The organism is Marinobacter sp. M3C, assembly GCF_023311895.1.
Classification (GTDB): Bacteria; Pseudomonadota; Gammaproteobacteria; order Pseudomonadales; family Oleiphilaceae; genus Marinobacter.
This window is the reverse complement of the sequence record NZ_CP092284.1, coordinates 2435796-2449783: the sequence shown is the minus strand read 5'-3', so window position 1 is coordinate 2449783 and position 13988 is coordinate 2435796. Positions and strand designations below refer to the sequence as shown.

Annotated in this window: 13 protein-coding genes; 9 read left to right on the top strand and 4 right to left on the bottom strand. The window is 59.0% G+C overall.

The window, feature by feature from the left end; genetic code table 11:
• Positions 1 to 77: 77 nt before the first annotated feature.
• The 6 genes from MIH18_RS11405 to bluB are packed head-to-tail and all read left to right on the top strand — an operon-like array spanning position 78 to position 5500.
• Complete coding sequence (locus tag MIH18_RS11405) at positions 78 to 899, top strand: cobalamin-binding protein (protein WP_249007204.1); 822 nt, start codon at positions 78 to 80, stop codon at positions 897 to 899.
• Between the two features lie 30 nt (positions 900 to 929).
• On the top strand, positions 930 to 1889 hold the full coding sequence (locus MIH18_RS11400; RefSeq protein WP_249012474.1) for an iron ABC transporter permease: 960 nt from the start codon (positions 930 to 932) through the stop codon (positions 1887 to 1889).
• Positions 1889 to 2656, top strand: coding sequence for an ABC transporter ATP-binding protein (locus tag MIH18_RS11395; RefSeq protein ID WP_249012473.1), 768 nt, complete (start codon positions 1889 to 1891; stop codon positions 2654 to 2656). Before MIH18_RS11400 ends, MIH18_RS11395 begins: the two co-directional genes overlap by 1 nt.
• Before the next feature lie 25 nt (positions 2657 to 2681).
• On the top strand, positions 2682 to 3293 hold the full coding sequence (gene cobO / locus MIH18_RS11390; protein WP_249007207.1) for a cob(I)yrinic acid a,c-diamide adenosyltransferase: 612 nt from the start codon (positions 2682 to 2684) through the stop codon (positions 3291 to 3293).
• Between the two features lie 3 nt (positions 3294 to 3296).
• The gene (locus MIH18_RS11385) at positions 3297 to 4805 is read left to right on the top strand and encodes a cobyric acid synthase (RefSeq protein ID WP_249012472.1); all 1509 of its coding nucleotides are present in this window, start codon (positions 3297 to 3299) and stop codon (positions 4803 to 4805) included.
• Positions 4802 to 5500 carry a 5,6-dimethylbenzimidazole synthase gene (gene bluB / locus MIH18_RS11380; RefSeq protein ID WP_249007209.1) on the top strand — a complete coding sequence of 233 codons (699 nt, stop codon included), beginning with the start codon at positions 4802 to 4804 and terminating at the stop codon, positions 5498 to 5500. The genes MIH18_RS11385 and bluB overlap by 4 nt, the downstream gene beginning before the upstream one ends.
• A 71-nt stretch (positions 5501 to 5571) precedes the next feature.
• On the opposite strand, the gene MIH18_RS11375 is transcribed toward bluB, so the two are convergent.
• On the bottom strand, positions 5572 to 6987 hold the full coding sequence (locus tag MIH18_RS11375; protein ID WP_249007210.1) for an ATP-binding protein: 1416 nt from the start codon (positions 6985 to 6987) through the stop codon (positions 5572 to 5574).
• Positions 6978 to 7664 (bottom strand): response regulator transcription factor, encoded by a 687-nt coding sequence (locus MIH18_RS11370; RefSeq protein ID WP_249007211.1) that lies wholly within the window; start codon positions 7662 to 7664, stop codon positions 6978 to 6980. The genes MIH18_RS11375 and MIH18_RS11370 overlap by 10 nt, the downstream gene beginning before the upstream one ends.
• A 151-nt stretch (positions 7665 to 7815) precedes the next feature.
• Here MIH18_RS11370 and MIH18_RS11365 point away from each other — a divergent pair, with 151 nt between their 5' ends.
• From MIH18_RS11365 to MIH18_RS11355, 3 genes are read left to right on the top strand one after another with little or no spacing between them, the layout of a single operon-like run.
• The gene (locus MIH18_RS11365) at positions 7816 to 8535 is read left to right on the top strand and encodes a thermostable hemolysin (RefSeq protein ID WP_249007212.1); all 720 of its coding nucleotides are present in this window, start codon (positions 7816 to 7818) and stop codon (positions 8533 to 8535) included.
• Positions 8519 to 10687, top strand: a complete 2169-nt coding sequence (locus MIH18_RS11360; protein ID WP_249007213.1) for an AMP-binding protein — start codon at positions 8519 to 8521, stop codon at positions 10685 to 10687. The genes MIH18_RS11365 and MIH18_RS11360 overlap by 17 nt, the downstream gene beginning before the upstream one ends.
• Positions 10674 to 11456 carry an SDR family oxidoreductase gene (locus MIH18_RS11355; protein ID WP_249007214.1) on the top strand — a complete coding sequence of 261 codons (783 nt, stop codon included), beginning with the start codon at positions 10674 to 10676 and terminating at the stop codon, positions 11454 to 11456. Before MIH18_RS11360 ends, MIH18_RS11355 begins: the two co-directional genes overlap by 14 nt.
• Here the strand turns inward: MIH18_RS11355 and MIH18_RS11350 are convergent.
• A complete protein-coding gene (locus tag MIH18_RS11350) occupies positions 11451 to 12359 on the bottom strand; it encodes a FoF1 ATP synthase subunit gamma (RefSeq protein ID WP_249007215.1) in 909 nt (302 codons plus the stop codon). The genes MIH18_RS11355 and MIH18_RS11350 overlap by 6 nt on opposite strands.
• A complete protein-coding gene (locus tag MIH18_RS11345; RefSeq protein ID WP_249007216.1) occupies positions 12343 to 13983 on the bottom strand; it encodes a F0F1 ATP synthase subunit alpha in 1641 nt (546 codons plus the stop codon). The genes MIH18_RS11350 and MIH18_RS11345 overlap by 17 nt, the downstream gene beginning before the upstream one ends.
• Positions 13984 to 13988 lie beyond the last annotated feature (5 nt).

Genomic DNA, 13988 nt, shown 5'->3' with positions numbered 1-13988 from the left:
TTTCTCACTGGTTGAATTTCAGGTTTGCTTTTGGGTTTCTAGTAGCAATCTTGGCGTATCCGACATCAGCCGGTGAGATGCAACGTTGCGCTGTGGATGACACCGGAAAAGAGCTTTGTTTATCAGCCCCCGCCCAGCGCGTCATCACTTTGTCGCCTGGCGCCACAGAGCTGATGTTCGCGGCCGGCGCCGGTGACAAAGTAATGGCCGTAGTCAATTACAGCGACTATCCCCCGGCGGCCCTTGAACGCCCTCTGATTGGCAGCCACACCCGTGTCGACATGGAAGCTTTATTGGCCTTTGATCCTGATCTGGTGGTTACCTGGGTAACAGGTAACCCGCCAGCACAGGTCGAGCTGCTTGATGAGTTGGGCGTGCCCACTTTTGCTATAGAACCCCGCACCTTTGCGGGGGTTTCTAACGTTATTGAACGGCTTTCCACCCTAGCCGGTACCGAGCTGGAAGGTTATGCCGAAGCTGAGCGCTTCCGCGTTGGGGTTGCCGCTTTAACGCAGCAGTATGCCGGCGTTAAACCCATACCGGTGTTTTACCAGGTGTGGGAGAAACCTTTAATGACCGTGAACAACAAGCACCTGATTGGCAAAGTGCTGAAGTTGTGTGGCGGTGTGAATGTGTTTGGCGATATGCAGCGGCTGATTCCCAGAATCAGTGCGGAAGTTGTGTTGCAGGCAGACCCCGATGCCATTCTTACCGGCAGCGTTGATGGCGTCAGCGACGACCAGTTGGATGAATGGAAGAAATATGCGGGGCTGACCGCGGTGGAAAAAAACAATCTGCTTTTCGTGCCGGCTTCGCCTATTTCCCGGCCTACGCCGAGGTTGCTTGATGCCATACAAACAGTCTGTGAAAAACTGGAAAACGCCCGTGAACGATTATAGACAAGGCCCTAACGCCCGGGTTCTGAACCGATGACCCGCGCTTTGGTCAGCTTAGGCCTGTTGGCTCTGGCATCCATGGCTTTTGCGCTGGCGCTGGGAAGCGTGACGGTTTCGCCTGCGGATGTGTGGCAGGTTATTAAGGGCGAAGGCAGTACGCTGCACCGAACCCTGTTGCTGGATTTGCGGTTGCCGCGCACGCTTGCGGCGTTTGGCACCGGCGGGTTGTTGGCAGTGGCAGGCGCCCTGATGCAAGTGTTGCTGCGCAACCCGTTGGCAGATCCTTACGTGCTTGGGCTTTCAGGCGGCGCAGCCGTTGGCGCATTACTGGCCATGCTGATGGGAATGGGCACGTTGATAATATCGGGCTCGGCCTTTGCCGGCGCCATGCTGGCAACCGTGCTGGTGTTTGGCCTTGCCCACGGCACCGGCAGCTGGACACCGTCCCGCCTGTTGCTGACTGGCGTTGTAGTAGCGGCCGGTTGGGGCGCGGTGATTACCCTCATGCTGGCCATTACCCCTTCCTACAAACTGCCCGGCATGCTGTATTGGCTGATGGGCGATGTGTCCTACGCCCGCTCGCCCTGGCCGGCAGTTGTAGTGCTGGCGGTGTCGGTGGTGGTGATTATGCCCCTGGCCCGTAACCTGAATGTGCTGGCGCGGGGGCCCATGCAAGCCGCGGCGCTGGGTGTGTCGGTGCGACCTTTGGAATGGACAATTTACGTTCTGGCCAGCCTGCTGACAGCAACGGCGGTCACCACCGCAGGCAGCATCGGATTTGTGGGTTTGATTGTGCCCCACATGCTGCGACTGATTCTGGGCAACGACCAGCGCATTATCCTTCCTGCCAGCGCACTGGCTGGCGGTACCTTGCTGGTATTGGCAGATACCCTTGCCCGCACTATGATTGCGCCCGAACAGCTGCCCGTTGGGGTGATTACTGCTTTGCTGGGCGTGCCTACGTTCCTGTACCTGCTGCACCGGAGCCGCTGATGAGCACGCTGAGCACCCGTGATCTGATTATCAACGTACCTGGTCGGCCTGACGGCTTCCCTTTGAGCATGAGCATAGAGCCCGGTCAGATATGGGGCGTGCTGGGCCCCAACGGCGCTGGTAAAACCACGTTATTGCACACATTGGCCGGATTACTGCCCGCCCGCAGTGGCCAGGTGCAGCTGAACAGCAGGTCGTTTACCGCACTGAAACGTCGCGACATTGCCCGGCAACTGGGCCTGGTGTTTCAGGAGCGCCAGGACAGCTTTCCGGCGACCGTGCTGGAAACCGCTTTGATTGGCCGGCACCCCTGGTTATCGCCCTGGGACAGTGAGCAGGGTGAGGATCTGCGTCGTGCGGAGCAGGCTTTAACCACACTGGACGTGGACCATCTGTCAGATCGCCTGCTCAATACCCTGTCGGGTGGCGAGCGCCAGCGCGTGGCTATTGCCACCCTGATGACCCAGAACCCCGATGTTCTGCTGTTGGACGAACCCACAAACCACCTGGATTTGCACCATCAGGTGAAGGTGATGAATCTGCTGCGTGATCAGGCGGGTGCTGGCAAAGCCGTGTTCATGTGCCTGCACGATCTGAATCTGGCGGCACGCTGGTGCACTCACGCACTTTTGCTCTATACCAACGGCGATGCCTGCTGGGGGCCTGTGAAAAACATGCTGGTACCGGATGCGCTGGAGCGACTTTACGATCAGCGGCTGATAACCCTGCAGGCTGACGGTTTGACGGTCTTCGTACCGGCGCCATAAATTAATTCTGATGTGAGACACTACTATGAAAGATCGCGCTAAAGACCCCGAACGCCACGCCCGCCGTATGGCGGCCAAGCAGAAAATGATGCACGAACGCATTGCCCTCGCCCAGAAAGAGCAAGGCGTCTTGCTGGTGCTGACCGGCCCGGGTAAAGGCAAAAGCAGCTCCGGCTTTGGCATGGTTGCCCGCGCCCTGGGCCACGGCATGAAAGTGGGTGTGGTGCAGTTTATCAAAGGTGCCTTCAGCACCGGCGAAGAAGCCTTTTTCCGCAATCTGCCGGGTGTCGATTACCACGTGATGGGACAGGGCTACACCTGGGAAACCCAAAACCGGGAACAGGATGTGGCCTCTGCTACGGCTGCGTGGGAGATTGTCGCGGCCATGCTGAAAGACGACAGCTACGACATGATTCTGCTGGACGAACTGAACATTGCGCTGAAGTACGAATACATCGATCTGGACCGGGTACTGGACGACCTGCAAGGCCGGCCCGAGATGCAGCACGTAGTGGTCACCGGCCGCAACGCGCCCCAAGAATTGATTGACCTGGCCGACACCGTGACTGAAATGGGCGTGGTGAAGCACGCGTTCAAAGATCAGGGCATCAAAGCCCAAAAAGGCGTTGAGCTTTAGACCATGCCTACACTGATGATTCAGGGCACGACTTCTGACGCCGGCAAGACCACCGTGGTGGCGGCTTTGTGCCGCTGGCTGGCGCGCCAGGGTGTGTCGGTGGCGCCGTTCAAGCCGCAGAATATGGCCTTGAATAGCGCCGTGACCATAGACGGTGGCGAAATTGGCCGATCGACAGCACTGCAAGCGCTGGCGTGTGGCCTTGAACCCCACAGCGATATGAATCCCGTATTGCTGAAGCCACAAAGCGACTGCGGCGCCCAGGTGATTCTGCGCGGCCAGGTGCACGGCAATATGGACGCGCTGGATTATCACGCTTACAAAGCCGAGGCCATGGTGGCGGTGATGGACGCCTGGCGTGCGCTTAGCCAACGCTATGATGTGATCATCGCCGAAGGCGCCGGCAGCCCCGCTGAAATCAACCTGCGCGCCAATGACATCGCCAATATGGGCTTTGCCGAAGCGGCAGATTGCCCGGTGCTGTTGGTGGGCGATATTGACCGTGGCGGTGTGTTTGCCCAGCTGGTAGGCACTCTGGAGTTGATTTCCGCCAGCGAACAAAACCGCACAAAAGGTTTTATCATCAATCGCTTTCGCGGCGATATCGCTCTGCTGGAGCCAGGCTTGGACTGGCTGACTGAGCGCACTGGAAAACCGGTCATTGGCGTACTGCCGTATCTTCAAGGCCTGATTGTAGATTCCGAAGACAGCATTGGCACCAGCGGCGCAAGCGAAGCCGGCGCCCTGAATGTGATTGTGCCGGTGCTGCCGCGCATCAGTAACCACAACGATTTTGACCCGCTACGCCTGCATCCCGGCGTAAACCTGCAGTTTATTGGCCCGGACCAACCCATTCCAGCGGCCGACCTGATTATTCTGCCCGGCAGCAAAAGCACCCGCACCGATATGGCCTTTCTTCACGCTCAGGGCTGGACGCAGGCTATCCAAAAACACCTGCGCTATGGCGGTAAGGTGTTTGGCATTTGCGGTGGCTTTCAAATGCTGGGTGAGCGCGTGGACGATCCGGAAGGGCTGGAAGGCAGCAGCGGTACAACCGAATGCCTGGGTCTGTTGAATATGACGACCACCATGGTGGCCGGCAAGCAGCTCAAAAACGTCTGCGGCACGATATCCCTGCCAGCGCAGAATTCCGGCCAACCCGATGCCAGTTTTAGCGGCTATGAAATGCACAACGGTGTGAGCGAAGGCGCGGCTCTGGCGCGCCCATTAGGCCGGATGAACGGCAAAAACGAAGGAGCTATCAGTGCTGACGGTCAGATAGCGGGCACCTATGTACACGGAATTTTTGATGAGCCTGGGGGTTGTGATGCCGTGCTGCAATGGGCCGGGCTGGATCACTCAGACGCTGCGGTAGACTATCAGCAACATCGCCTGGCTCAGCTTGACCGGCTGGCGGATCAGGTGGAGCAACATCTTGATACCCACTGGCTGCGCGACTTGCTGGGGCTGAAGGCAGCGGCGACCACGCCTGGCCCGACGGGGCAGCCATGAGTGATCCCAACCGGCCTTTCACGGACGAAGAACGCGCCGGGCTGTATCGCGCTATTTTCGAGCGCCGTGACGTGCGCTCCCAGTTTTTGCCAGACCCCATCCCCCGGCCCGTATTGGCCCGGCTGTTGAAAGCCGCGCACCATGCACCGTCGGTGGGGTTTATGCAGCCCTGGGATTTTATCCTGATCGACAGTCTGGACGTGCGCGAGCAGGTGCTGGCCAGCTACCACGAAGAAAACGCCAAAGCCGCGAACAACTACAGCGGCGATCAGCAGGAAACCTACCGCAGCCTGAAACTGCAGGGCATTGTCGAAAGCCCCTTAAATCTCTGCATTACCTGCGATCGCAGCCGTGGTGGCACCCATGTGCTGGGGCGCAGTTCCATTGTGGAGATGGACTTGTTCAGCACTTGCCTGGCGGTACAGAACTTATGGCTGGCGGCGCGGGCGGAAGGCATAGGCGTAGGCTGGGTGAGCATTGTCGATCAAACCACACTGGCATGCATTCTGAACCTGCCGGATAACGTGTATCCGCTGGCCTATTTGTGCCTTGGCTACGTCAGCGAGTTTCTGGACCAGCCCGAGCTTCAGGCCAAAGGCTGGCGTTCGCGCCTGCCCCTGGCCGAGTTGATGCACGGCAATCGCTGGGGGCAGCCGGTGGACGATGAAACGCTCTTGAATGCGTTGAAATCTTAAAACCCGGTTTCCATTAACGTTCACCGTTGCAGCTCTCCATTGCCGCTCTCCATTGCCGTTCTGCACTGCTGCTATTTTGTACTATTGCAAAGCGCCGTGCGCGCCGGCAGCCAAAGGCTGACACAGAGCCCGGTCTGGCCGTCGGGTCGCGTGTTCAGGGTCAGTTGGCCGCCGTGGAGTTCCGCAATTCGCCGCGCAATAGCCAATCCCAGCCCCGCGCCGCCACCCATCCTTTGGTCAAGCCGCACGAAACGGCTAAGCGCCCGTTCCCGGTCCGCAGTCGCAATGCCGGGGCCCTGATCGCAAACAGTAACGTGATAGCCGTCTGCGGAGGGCACCAAGCGGGTTTCCACCACCGTGTGTTGTGGGCTGTATTGGATCGCGTTGGCCAGCAGGGATCGCATCAGGGTGTTGATTAGGGCGTTGTGGCAACACACCAGGGCTTCGCCGGCATCGTCCTGTAATACCGGCTCAATGTTCTTTTTCAGTGCCAGCGGTGCCACATCGGCAATACTCTGCTCGAGTATCTCAGACAGATTATGGTATTGCGGCGAAAAATCGGCGCCCGAGTCGACCCGATTCAGCAACAGCATTTGCTCTACCAGATGTGTCATGCGGTCAACGGACTGGATCAGGGTGTTGAACTGCTGTGGATTGCTATCACAGGCTTTTTCAAGGTTCAGTCGCAAGGCGGCCAGCGGTGTTCGCAATTCATGGGCGGCATCGGCTGAAAAACGCCGTTCCCGTTCCAGAGCCTGGTTCAGCCGCTTGAGCATACTGTTCACGGCCTGCACCAGCCCTGCAACTTCTTTTGGTGCCTGCCGGTCATCAAGGGGATGGATGCGTTCCGGTGCCATATTGCGTATGGGGCGCTCCAGCCTTAGTAGGGGGCGAAGCCCGATTCGAATGGCAGCGCTTGCAGCCAGCAGCAGTAACGGCAAGGCGAGGAGTAAGGGCAGAACGTTACCCAGGGCCAGTTCCTGGCTCAGTTCCTCGCGAATTTCCTCGCGCTGGGCGGTGCGGATCCAAAAGCCCGTGGTCGCGTCTTTAAGTGTGAACACCCGCCAACGATAGCCCTCGGATTCGGCCCATGAATAGCCCGGAGCCAAGCCTTCAGCGTCATCGGCGTTGAGCGTACTCAACAGGGGTATGCGGTCGGGCGTCCAGACTTCAAAGGCCAGTTTCTTCTCGTATTTGTGCCCTGCACCACCGGGCAGAATTTCGTCACCGCCTGCTTCCGGGTCAATGTCTTCAGCAATAGACAGTGTCAGCGTTTCGCGCAGGGTTTGCGGTAACTGCTCCATTGACTGGGTGTCTGCCAAGTGGCGAACCAGCCCTTGCACAATGCGCGTACTCTGCGCCAATTCGGCGTCGAACAGCTCTTCCAGCTCATGATTGCTTTCAACGTAACTCCAGGCAGCGGCGATCAGGGCGATTAAAAGCACGGTGGAGGTAACAAGCAGCGTGAGGGTGCGAGTCAGAGACATTCTGGCACTCCGGAGGCTGCCTGGCTATCCAGTAAATACCCGACGCCGCGGATCGTTCTGATGGTGGCTTTGCCTACCCGACGACGCAGATGGTGAATGTGCACTTCCAGGGCATTACTCTCTGCGCCCGGTTCCCAGCCATAGAGCTGCTCTTCCAGGCGCCTGCGGGTGGCAACCTGATCAGGGTGACGCATCATGTACTGAAGAATCTGAAACTCGCTGCGCGGCAGGGTTGCGGTGTCTGTGCCGGTGGTTAGCTGTGCTGAAGCCGGGTCCAGTGTTAGCTGGCCCACAATCAGTTGGTCCCGGTTTGTGGCTGATCTGCGGCGGGTAACGGCCCGAATTCGGGCCTTGAGCTCGGCCATGGCAAAGGGTTTGGTCAGGTAATCGTCTGCGCCTGCATCCAGGCCCTGCAGTTTTTCCTCAAGTTCAGCCCTGGCGGTCAGAATGATAATGGGCAGTTGATTGCCCTTTTTTCGGGTATGTCGAACGATATCGAGGCCGTCTACCCTGGGCAGGGTCAAATCCAGTATGGCGAGGTCAAAATGCTCATCCACCAGTGCATTCAGCGCCTGCTGGCCATCGTCCAGCCAGTCTACGGTGTGCTGGTCTGCCCTCAGCATGTCCAGCATGGTGCTGCCCAAAAGGTGGTCGTCTTCTACCAGTAATATGCGCATCAAGCGGGACCCGTGTTGGGAAAAATCGTCAAAACCTTAAGGCCGGTTTAAGAATTCTGGCGCCAGAGCTTAAGGCTGGGTTAAGGCTTGCTGTCTAATCTGATGGCTCATGATGTCGGGCGCCCCGCCCAGGAGCTGTTGGAGAATGCATATGAGCGACCCGCTTACAATGTCCATACACTGTCCACCGGATTCGCCGGAGCTGGTTCCGGCCCTTCGTTGTGCCGGGCGCTGGTTGAGCGAGATTACACCCGATACCGCTCTGGCGGCTACGGTTGCACAATTTATTCGGCGGCGGTTTTTGCAGGCCTATGGCGCCGAACCTTCGTTGCGGATACCGTTATTGCTGGCACTGACCTCGGCTCAGGGCACGCTTTTGGCTGCGGTGGGCGTTCGTAGTGCTGCCCGGGAACGCCTGTTTCTTGAAGACTACCTGACTGTTCCGGTCGAATCGGTAATGCCGTCGGCGGGAATTGCGCGCAGCAAAATTGCAGAGATTGCACACTTGGCTGGGGTAGAAGCCGGTGTCAGCAGACACTTGTTTGCCTCATTGACAGTGTGGCTGCAGGGCGCGGGTTATGACTGGGTGGTGTGTACCGGCACCGATCAGCTGCGCAACAGTTTTCACCGAATGGGTATTGCCACCCAGGTGCTGGCTAATGCGAACCCGGCGAGTTTGCCCGATGGTGGCGCTGGCTGGGGGCGCTATTACGACCATCAACCCGTGGTGATGGCGATCAAAGTGGCCGATAGCCTCGGCGCTTTGCAGCAGGTGGGGCTGCTACGGCGGATTCAGCCGGCGTCATTCGACATCGGTTCAGACGGTTCTGACAGTTTACAGCAGGAGGATGCTTATGGCCGCCTTGCCTGAACTGCTCAAACGTCAGGCACTGGCGCACCCGTCACGTATTGCCTTACGTGGGCCGGAAGCGGAGTTCAGCTATCAGCAGATGATGCAGGCGGCAGAAGCGATGGCCGAACAGCTGAGCGTACGGGGCATAAAGCGTGCCGGTGTGTGCGGCGACAACACCATTGGCTGGGTACTGGCCGACCTTGCCTGTTTGTTGGCCGGCGTGGTTTGTGTGCCGGTGCCGGTGTTTTTCTCCGAATCCCAAGTTGCCCACCTTATTGAACATGCGGGCCTGGACAGCTTGCTGTGCAGCGAAGAAGCAGACGGCAGCGAGCCTCTGGGCCAGGGTGTCTGGCTGCGCCCGCTGCCGGTTGTTGCAGCACCGCCGATACCTAAAGGCACAGCGAAAATCACCTTCACCTCCGGCAGTACCGGTACCCCTAAAGGTGTGTGCCTGTCGGTGGCGCAGATGACAGCAACGACTTTGGCCCTGAAAGAACGGCTGGCGGGCGTCGAATTACAAACGCATTTATGCATTTTGCCGCTTGCGACCCTTCTGGAGAATATTGCCGGCGTTTACCTGCCGTTGCTTATGGGAGCTACGGTCATGGTGGAGCCGTTGGCGCAGTTGGGCATGACCGGCAGCAGCGGCTTGAACCTGGGCAAGCTGGTTGCGGGAATCAATCAACATCAACCTCAATCGCTGATTTCGGTGCCGGAGCTGGCGATGGCACTGGTCAGTGCCGCCGAGCAGGGGCAGCTGAACAGCCGCTCATTGCGTTTTATGGCCGTTGGTGGTGGCCGGGTATCTGCCGAGTTGCTGGCCCGTGGCCGCGCTGCTGGCCTGCCATTGTACGAAGGTTATGGCTTGTCGGAGTGCAGCTCTGTGGTGGCGTTGAACGTGCCGGCTGCCGAGTGTGAGGGTAGCGTGGGTAAACCCCTGTCTCATGTCGATATCAAGGTGGATTCTGACGGTCACATTCTGGTTCGCGGTAACACCCATTTGGGCTATCTAGGCGACGAGCCGGGGCAGGGCGAATGGCTGGATACCGGTGACCTGGGCGCGCTCAGCCCGAATGGTTTTCTGACGGTTAATGGCCGTTCGAAGAATCTGCTGATCACCAGCTTTGGCCGCAATATTAGCCCGGAGTGGCTGGAAAGTGAGCTTATTCAGAGCCTGGGCATTCGCCAGGCCGTGGTGTTCGGCGACGGTGAGCCGCAGCCAATGGCACTGATAACGGTGACAGACGGGCGCTCGCCAGGCGACCTCGCCAGCGCATTGCGTCAACTCAATCAACGCTTACCGGATTATGCCCGCCTGGCTACGGTGTATATCCGCCGCCAGCCGCTGAGCCAGTCCGAAGGGTACATCACCGCAAATGGCCGCCCGGTGCGGTTGACCATTCAGGCCCATCTGCCGACCCTGTTGGCAAAAGCCTTTCCTTTATCTATGTCGACATCGTTAGCCAACCCATCAGGAGAATTCCACATGGCATTTTTTGACAGATTGCAGCAAGAAACAGCACAAGCACGGGCCCATGTTAGCGGCGCGCCGGTTGTGAAAGCGATTGGCGAAGGCTGTTTCAGCCTGGAGTCCTATACCTGGTTTCTGACCCAAGCCTTTCACCACGTTAAGCACACGGTGCCGTTAATGATGGCTTGTGGCGCAAAACTGCCCTCGCGGATGGAGTTCGTTCGCAAGGCGCTGGTTGAATACATTGACGAGGAGTACGGCCACGACGAGTGGATACTGAATGATCTGGACGCCTGCAACGCCGACAAGGAAGCGATTCGCACGGGCAAGCCGGATGTGTCCATAGAGCTTATGGTGGCGTACCTGTACGACCAGATTAACCGGGGCAATCCGGCGGCGTTCTTTGGCATGGTTCAAGTGCTTGAAGGCACCTCCATAGAGCTGGCCACGCCGCTGGCCGAGCAGATTCAGAAAATCCTTGGGCTTCCGAATCAGGCGTTCAGTTATCTGTACTCCCATGGCGCTCTCGATCAGGAGCACTTCGAGTTTTTCCGCAACCTGATGGACGGCATTACCGACCCGACCGACCAGCAGGCCATTATTGATTCTGCCCGCGTGGTATACCGGCTCTACGGCGATATGTTGCACAGCATTCCGCTGCCGGTCACGCGTAAGGAGCAGCAGCATGAAGTTGCATGATCGGGTTTTTCTCCTGTTGGGAGGCACCGGGGGTATTGGCAAGGCATTGGTAGAGCCGCTGGTTCGGGCAGGCAGCCGTGTCATCGTAGCCTCGCGCCACCCGGAACGTATCGGTCATTTAGAAGGCGTGTCGCCGGTGTATCTGGACCTGGCAGCTGTTGATCTGGACCAACAGCTGGCGCGCCTGACGGAGGCCTACCCGGAGATCGACGGCGTGATTCATTGCGCCGGTCAGAATCGCTTTGCCGAACTGGCGAGGATGTCGGTTGAAGAGCTCGATGCCCAACTTAACGTGAACCTGCGCTCGGCCATGCTGGTGGCCAGGCACTTTGCCCCCAGATTCGAGAAGGCGGGCAGCGGCGCGCTGGTGTTTGTGGGGTCGACCTTTGGCAGCATAGGCTTCCCCGGCTATACCGCCTATTGCGCCACCAAGTTTGGCCTGCGGGGGTTTACCGAGGCTCTGCGCCGGGAGTTAGCGGATACCGCTGTGCAGGTGGTGTACGTGGCGCCCAGGGCCACCGCCACCGACATGAATGCGGAAGCGGTGAACGAGTTGAATCGTGCGCTTGGCAACCGCGTTGACACGCCCCAGGCGGTGGCAACAGCCATTCTGAAAGCTATGGAAAACGGTGATCGCCGCCGATTTCTCGGCTGGCCCGAAAAATTGTTTGTGGTGATTAACGGGATACTGCCGCGCATTGTTGATAAAGCGATGCTTAAGCAGCTGCCGGTGATTCGGCGTTTTCTTAATGCAAAGGTTGCGTCATGAAGTAATGGGTGGTTGGTTGCGTTTTTTTGGCTTTTTTTTCAGTGCTTCAAACCCAATAATCACATCCATCAGTTCGTTGGTAATTTCGGTCTGGCGCACAGAGCGCAAATCTCCCGTTACAACGTCAATACGCTCATCCACCGACTGCTCGGCCTGCTGCATCAGCGCCAGGCGCGCAGCGTTTTCAGTCACCATGGCTTCGGCCGAGGCGCGAAATACGCTGGCAAAGATGTGGCTGCGAATCAGCGACGACAACAGCGCGTCGGCGGCCATGGTGTAATCTGGCAGCGCCCGGGAGTTCCAGCGCTTGGTGCTTTGTAACAGTGCTGGCTCCAGTGGCAGCAGGCGCCGGGTGACGGGTTCGCGGGTGCCGTGATCACCGCGCTGGGTGAACGCCAGGGTCACGCCGACGCCTAACAGGGACTGGCCACGGCTGAGAGCGTCAATGCGGGTGACAATATCGCCGGCCAAGCGGCCAATGCCGTCGGCGGAGGCGGGCGGTAGTAACGTAGCCTCCGGTTTCAAGTCCTGATCGGTGAGGGCATCCTGCATTTGCGCACCAATGCACAGCAGGCGCGGCTTGCCGGCGCTTTGGGCGTTTTGGTGCTGTTTCACCAACTGCGCCAAGCTTTCGTTGTAGTTGCCGCACAGGCCGTGGTCTGTGCCAAACACCACGATCAGCTGTTCGGCGCTGGCGTCCTGTTTCAGGCTGAGCCCACCGGTACGGTACGCAAACGCCGCAAAGCCCTGCAAAATAGTCTGGTGGTAGGCCTCTATGGAACGCGCTGCGCGCTCGTAGGGCGAGGCGTTAATGGCCGACAGGGTTTTCATGGTGTGCACAATGCCACGGATGCTGGTCAGCGTGTCGCTGTGGCGCTCCAGTGCTTCAAGAGATTGGGCCATTCCTTGCCTCCAAATCAGTCCCCAAATCAGTCTCAAAATCAGTTTCCAGGGCCGAACGAACCATAGCGATCACCCGCTCGCTGTCCTCTGGCCGTAACTCTTTGTCGTCCGCTATGCGTTGTTCAATCTCCTGCAACTGCTTCTTGGCCAGCGCGCGGATGCGCTGCATGGCGTCTACCAGTGGCTGCTCTTCCAGGCCGTCAAGTAAGCCTTCCATGGCCGCAATCAGCACCGCAAGTTGCTCAACCGCCGGCATCGGGTCGCGCTCGGCCTGGCGCAGGGAGTTGCGTACCGCCGCACCGCGCTTCAGGCGGGCGCGGGTCGCGTCATCCAGCCGCGTACCAAAGCGGGCAAAGTCTTCCAGTTCTTCAAATTGCGACAGAGTCACCCGCAGGTTGCCGGCGACCTTGCGCAGGGCCCGGCTCTGGGCCTTGCTACCCACGCGGGACACCGACAGCCCCTGATGCACCGCCGGGAATTGGTTTTTCTGCACCAGCTGTGGCGACAGGTAAATCTGGCCATCGGTGATGGAGATCAGGTTAGTGGGAATATACGCAGACAGATTCTCGGCCTGGGTTTCGACGACCGGAAGAGCGGTAATAGAGCCACCGCCCACCTCTTCGGTAAACTGGCCGGCCCGTTCAAGCAGGCGGGCGTGAACGTAGAAGATGTCGCCTGGAAATGCCTCACGCCCCGGTGGCCGGCGCAGCAATAACGACAATTCGCGATAGGAGCGTGCGTGGTGGGTCAGATCATCAAATATGATCAATACATCGCGGCCCTGATCGCAAAAATACTCCGCCATGGTCATGGCAGCATAGGGGGCGATGTAAGCCAGACCTGGTGTTTCCTCATCGCCTGCCGACATCACGATGCTGCGGGCCATCATGTCGCCTTTTTTTAGCGCGTCTATCACCCGTGACACGGCGTCGCCGCGCTGGCCAATGGCGCAATAGATACACATCACGTCGGACCGTATCTGATTGAGCATGGTGTCCACCGCGATGGAGGTCTTGCCGGTTTGGCGATCACCGATGATCAGTTCGCGCTGGCCCAGGCCCACCGGCACGGCGGCGTCTATGGCTTTGATGCCGGTCGCCAGCGGCTTGAAAATGGCCGAGCGGCTCAACACGCCGGGCGCTTCGGCCTCCACCGGGTGCTCGGCGACTGCCGCGATAGCCCCAAGGCCGTCGCGGGGAAGGCCGATGGCATTCACAACACGGCCCAACAGGGCGGGGCCAACGGGTACGCTGATCACCGTGCGGGTGCGCCGCACGTCTTCGCCAAGGCGGATGTGTTCCGATGGTCCAAGCAGAATAACGCCCAGCCGGCCGGGCTCAAGGTCCAGCACAATGCCGCGTACGCCGGACGCAAATATCAGCAACTCATCCGCCAGGGCGCGAGCCAGACCGGTCACTACGGCTACGCCATCACCCACTTCGATAACGCGACCCACCTCGGTCAGCACGGGTGCGGGTGTTGGTGTGGCCAGCAGGTCTTGCTGCCAGCGCTGGAACTGCTGTTCGAAATCCTGGCTCTGGCTCTGAGGCTGCGCGCTGGCAGGGTTTTGCGCCTGGCTGTTGTTAACGTTGTTGACGTCGCTGCTGCTGTCTCTATCGCTCATAGGGA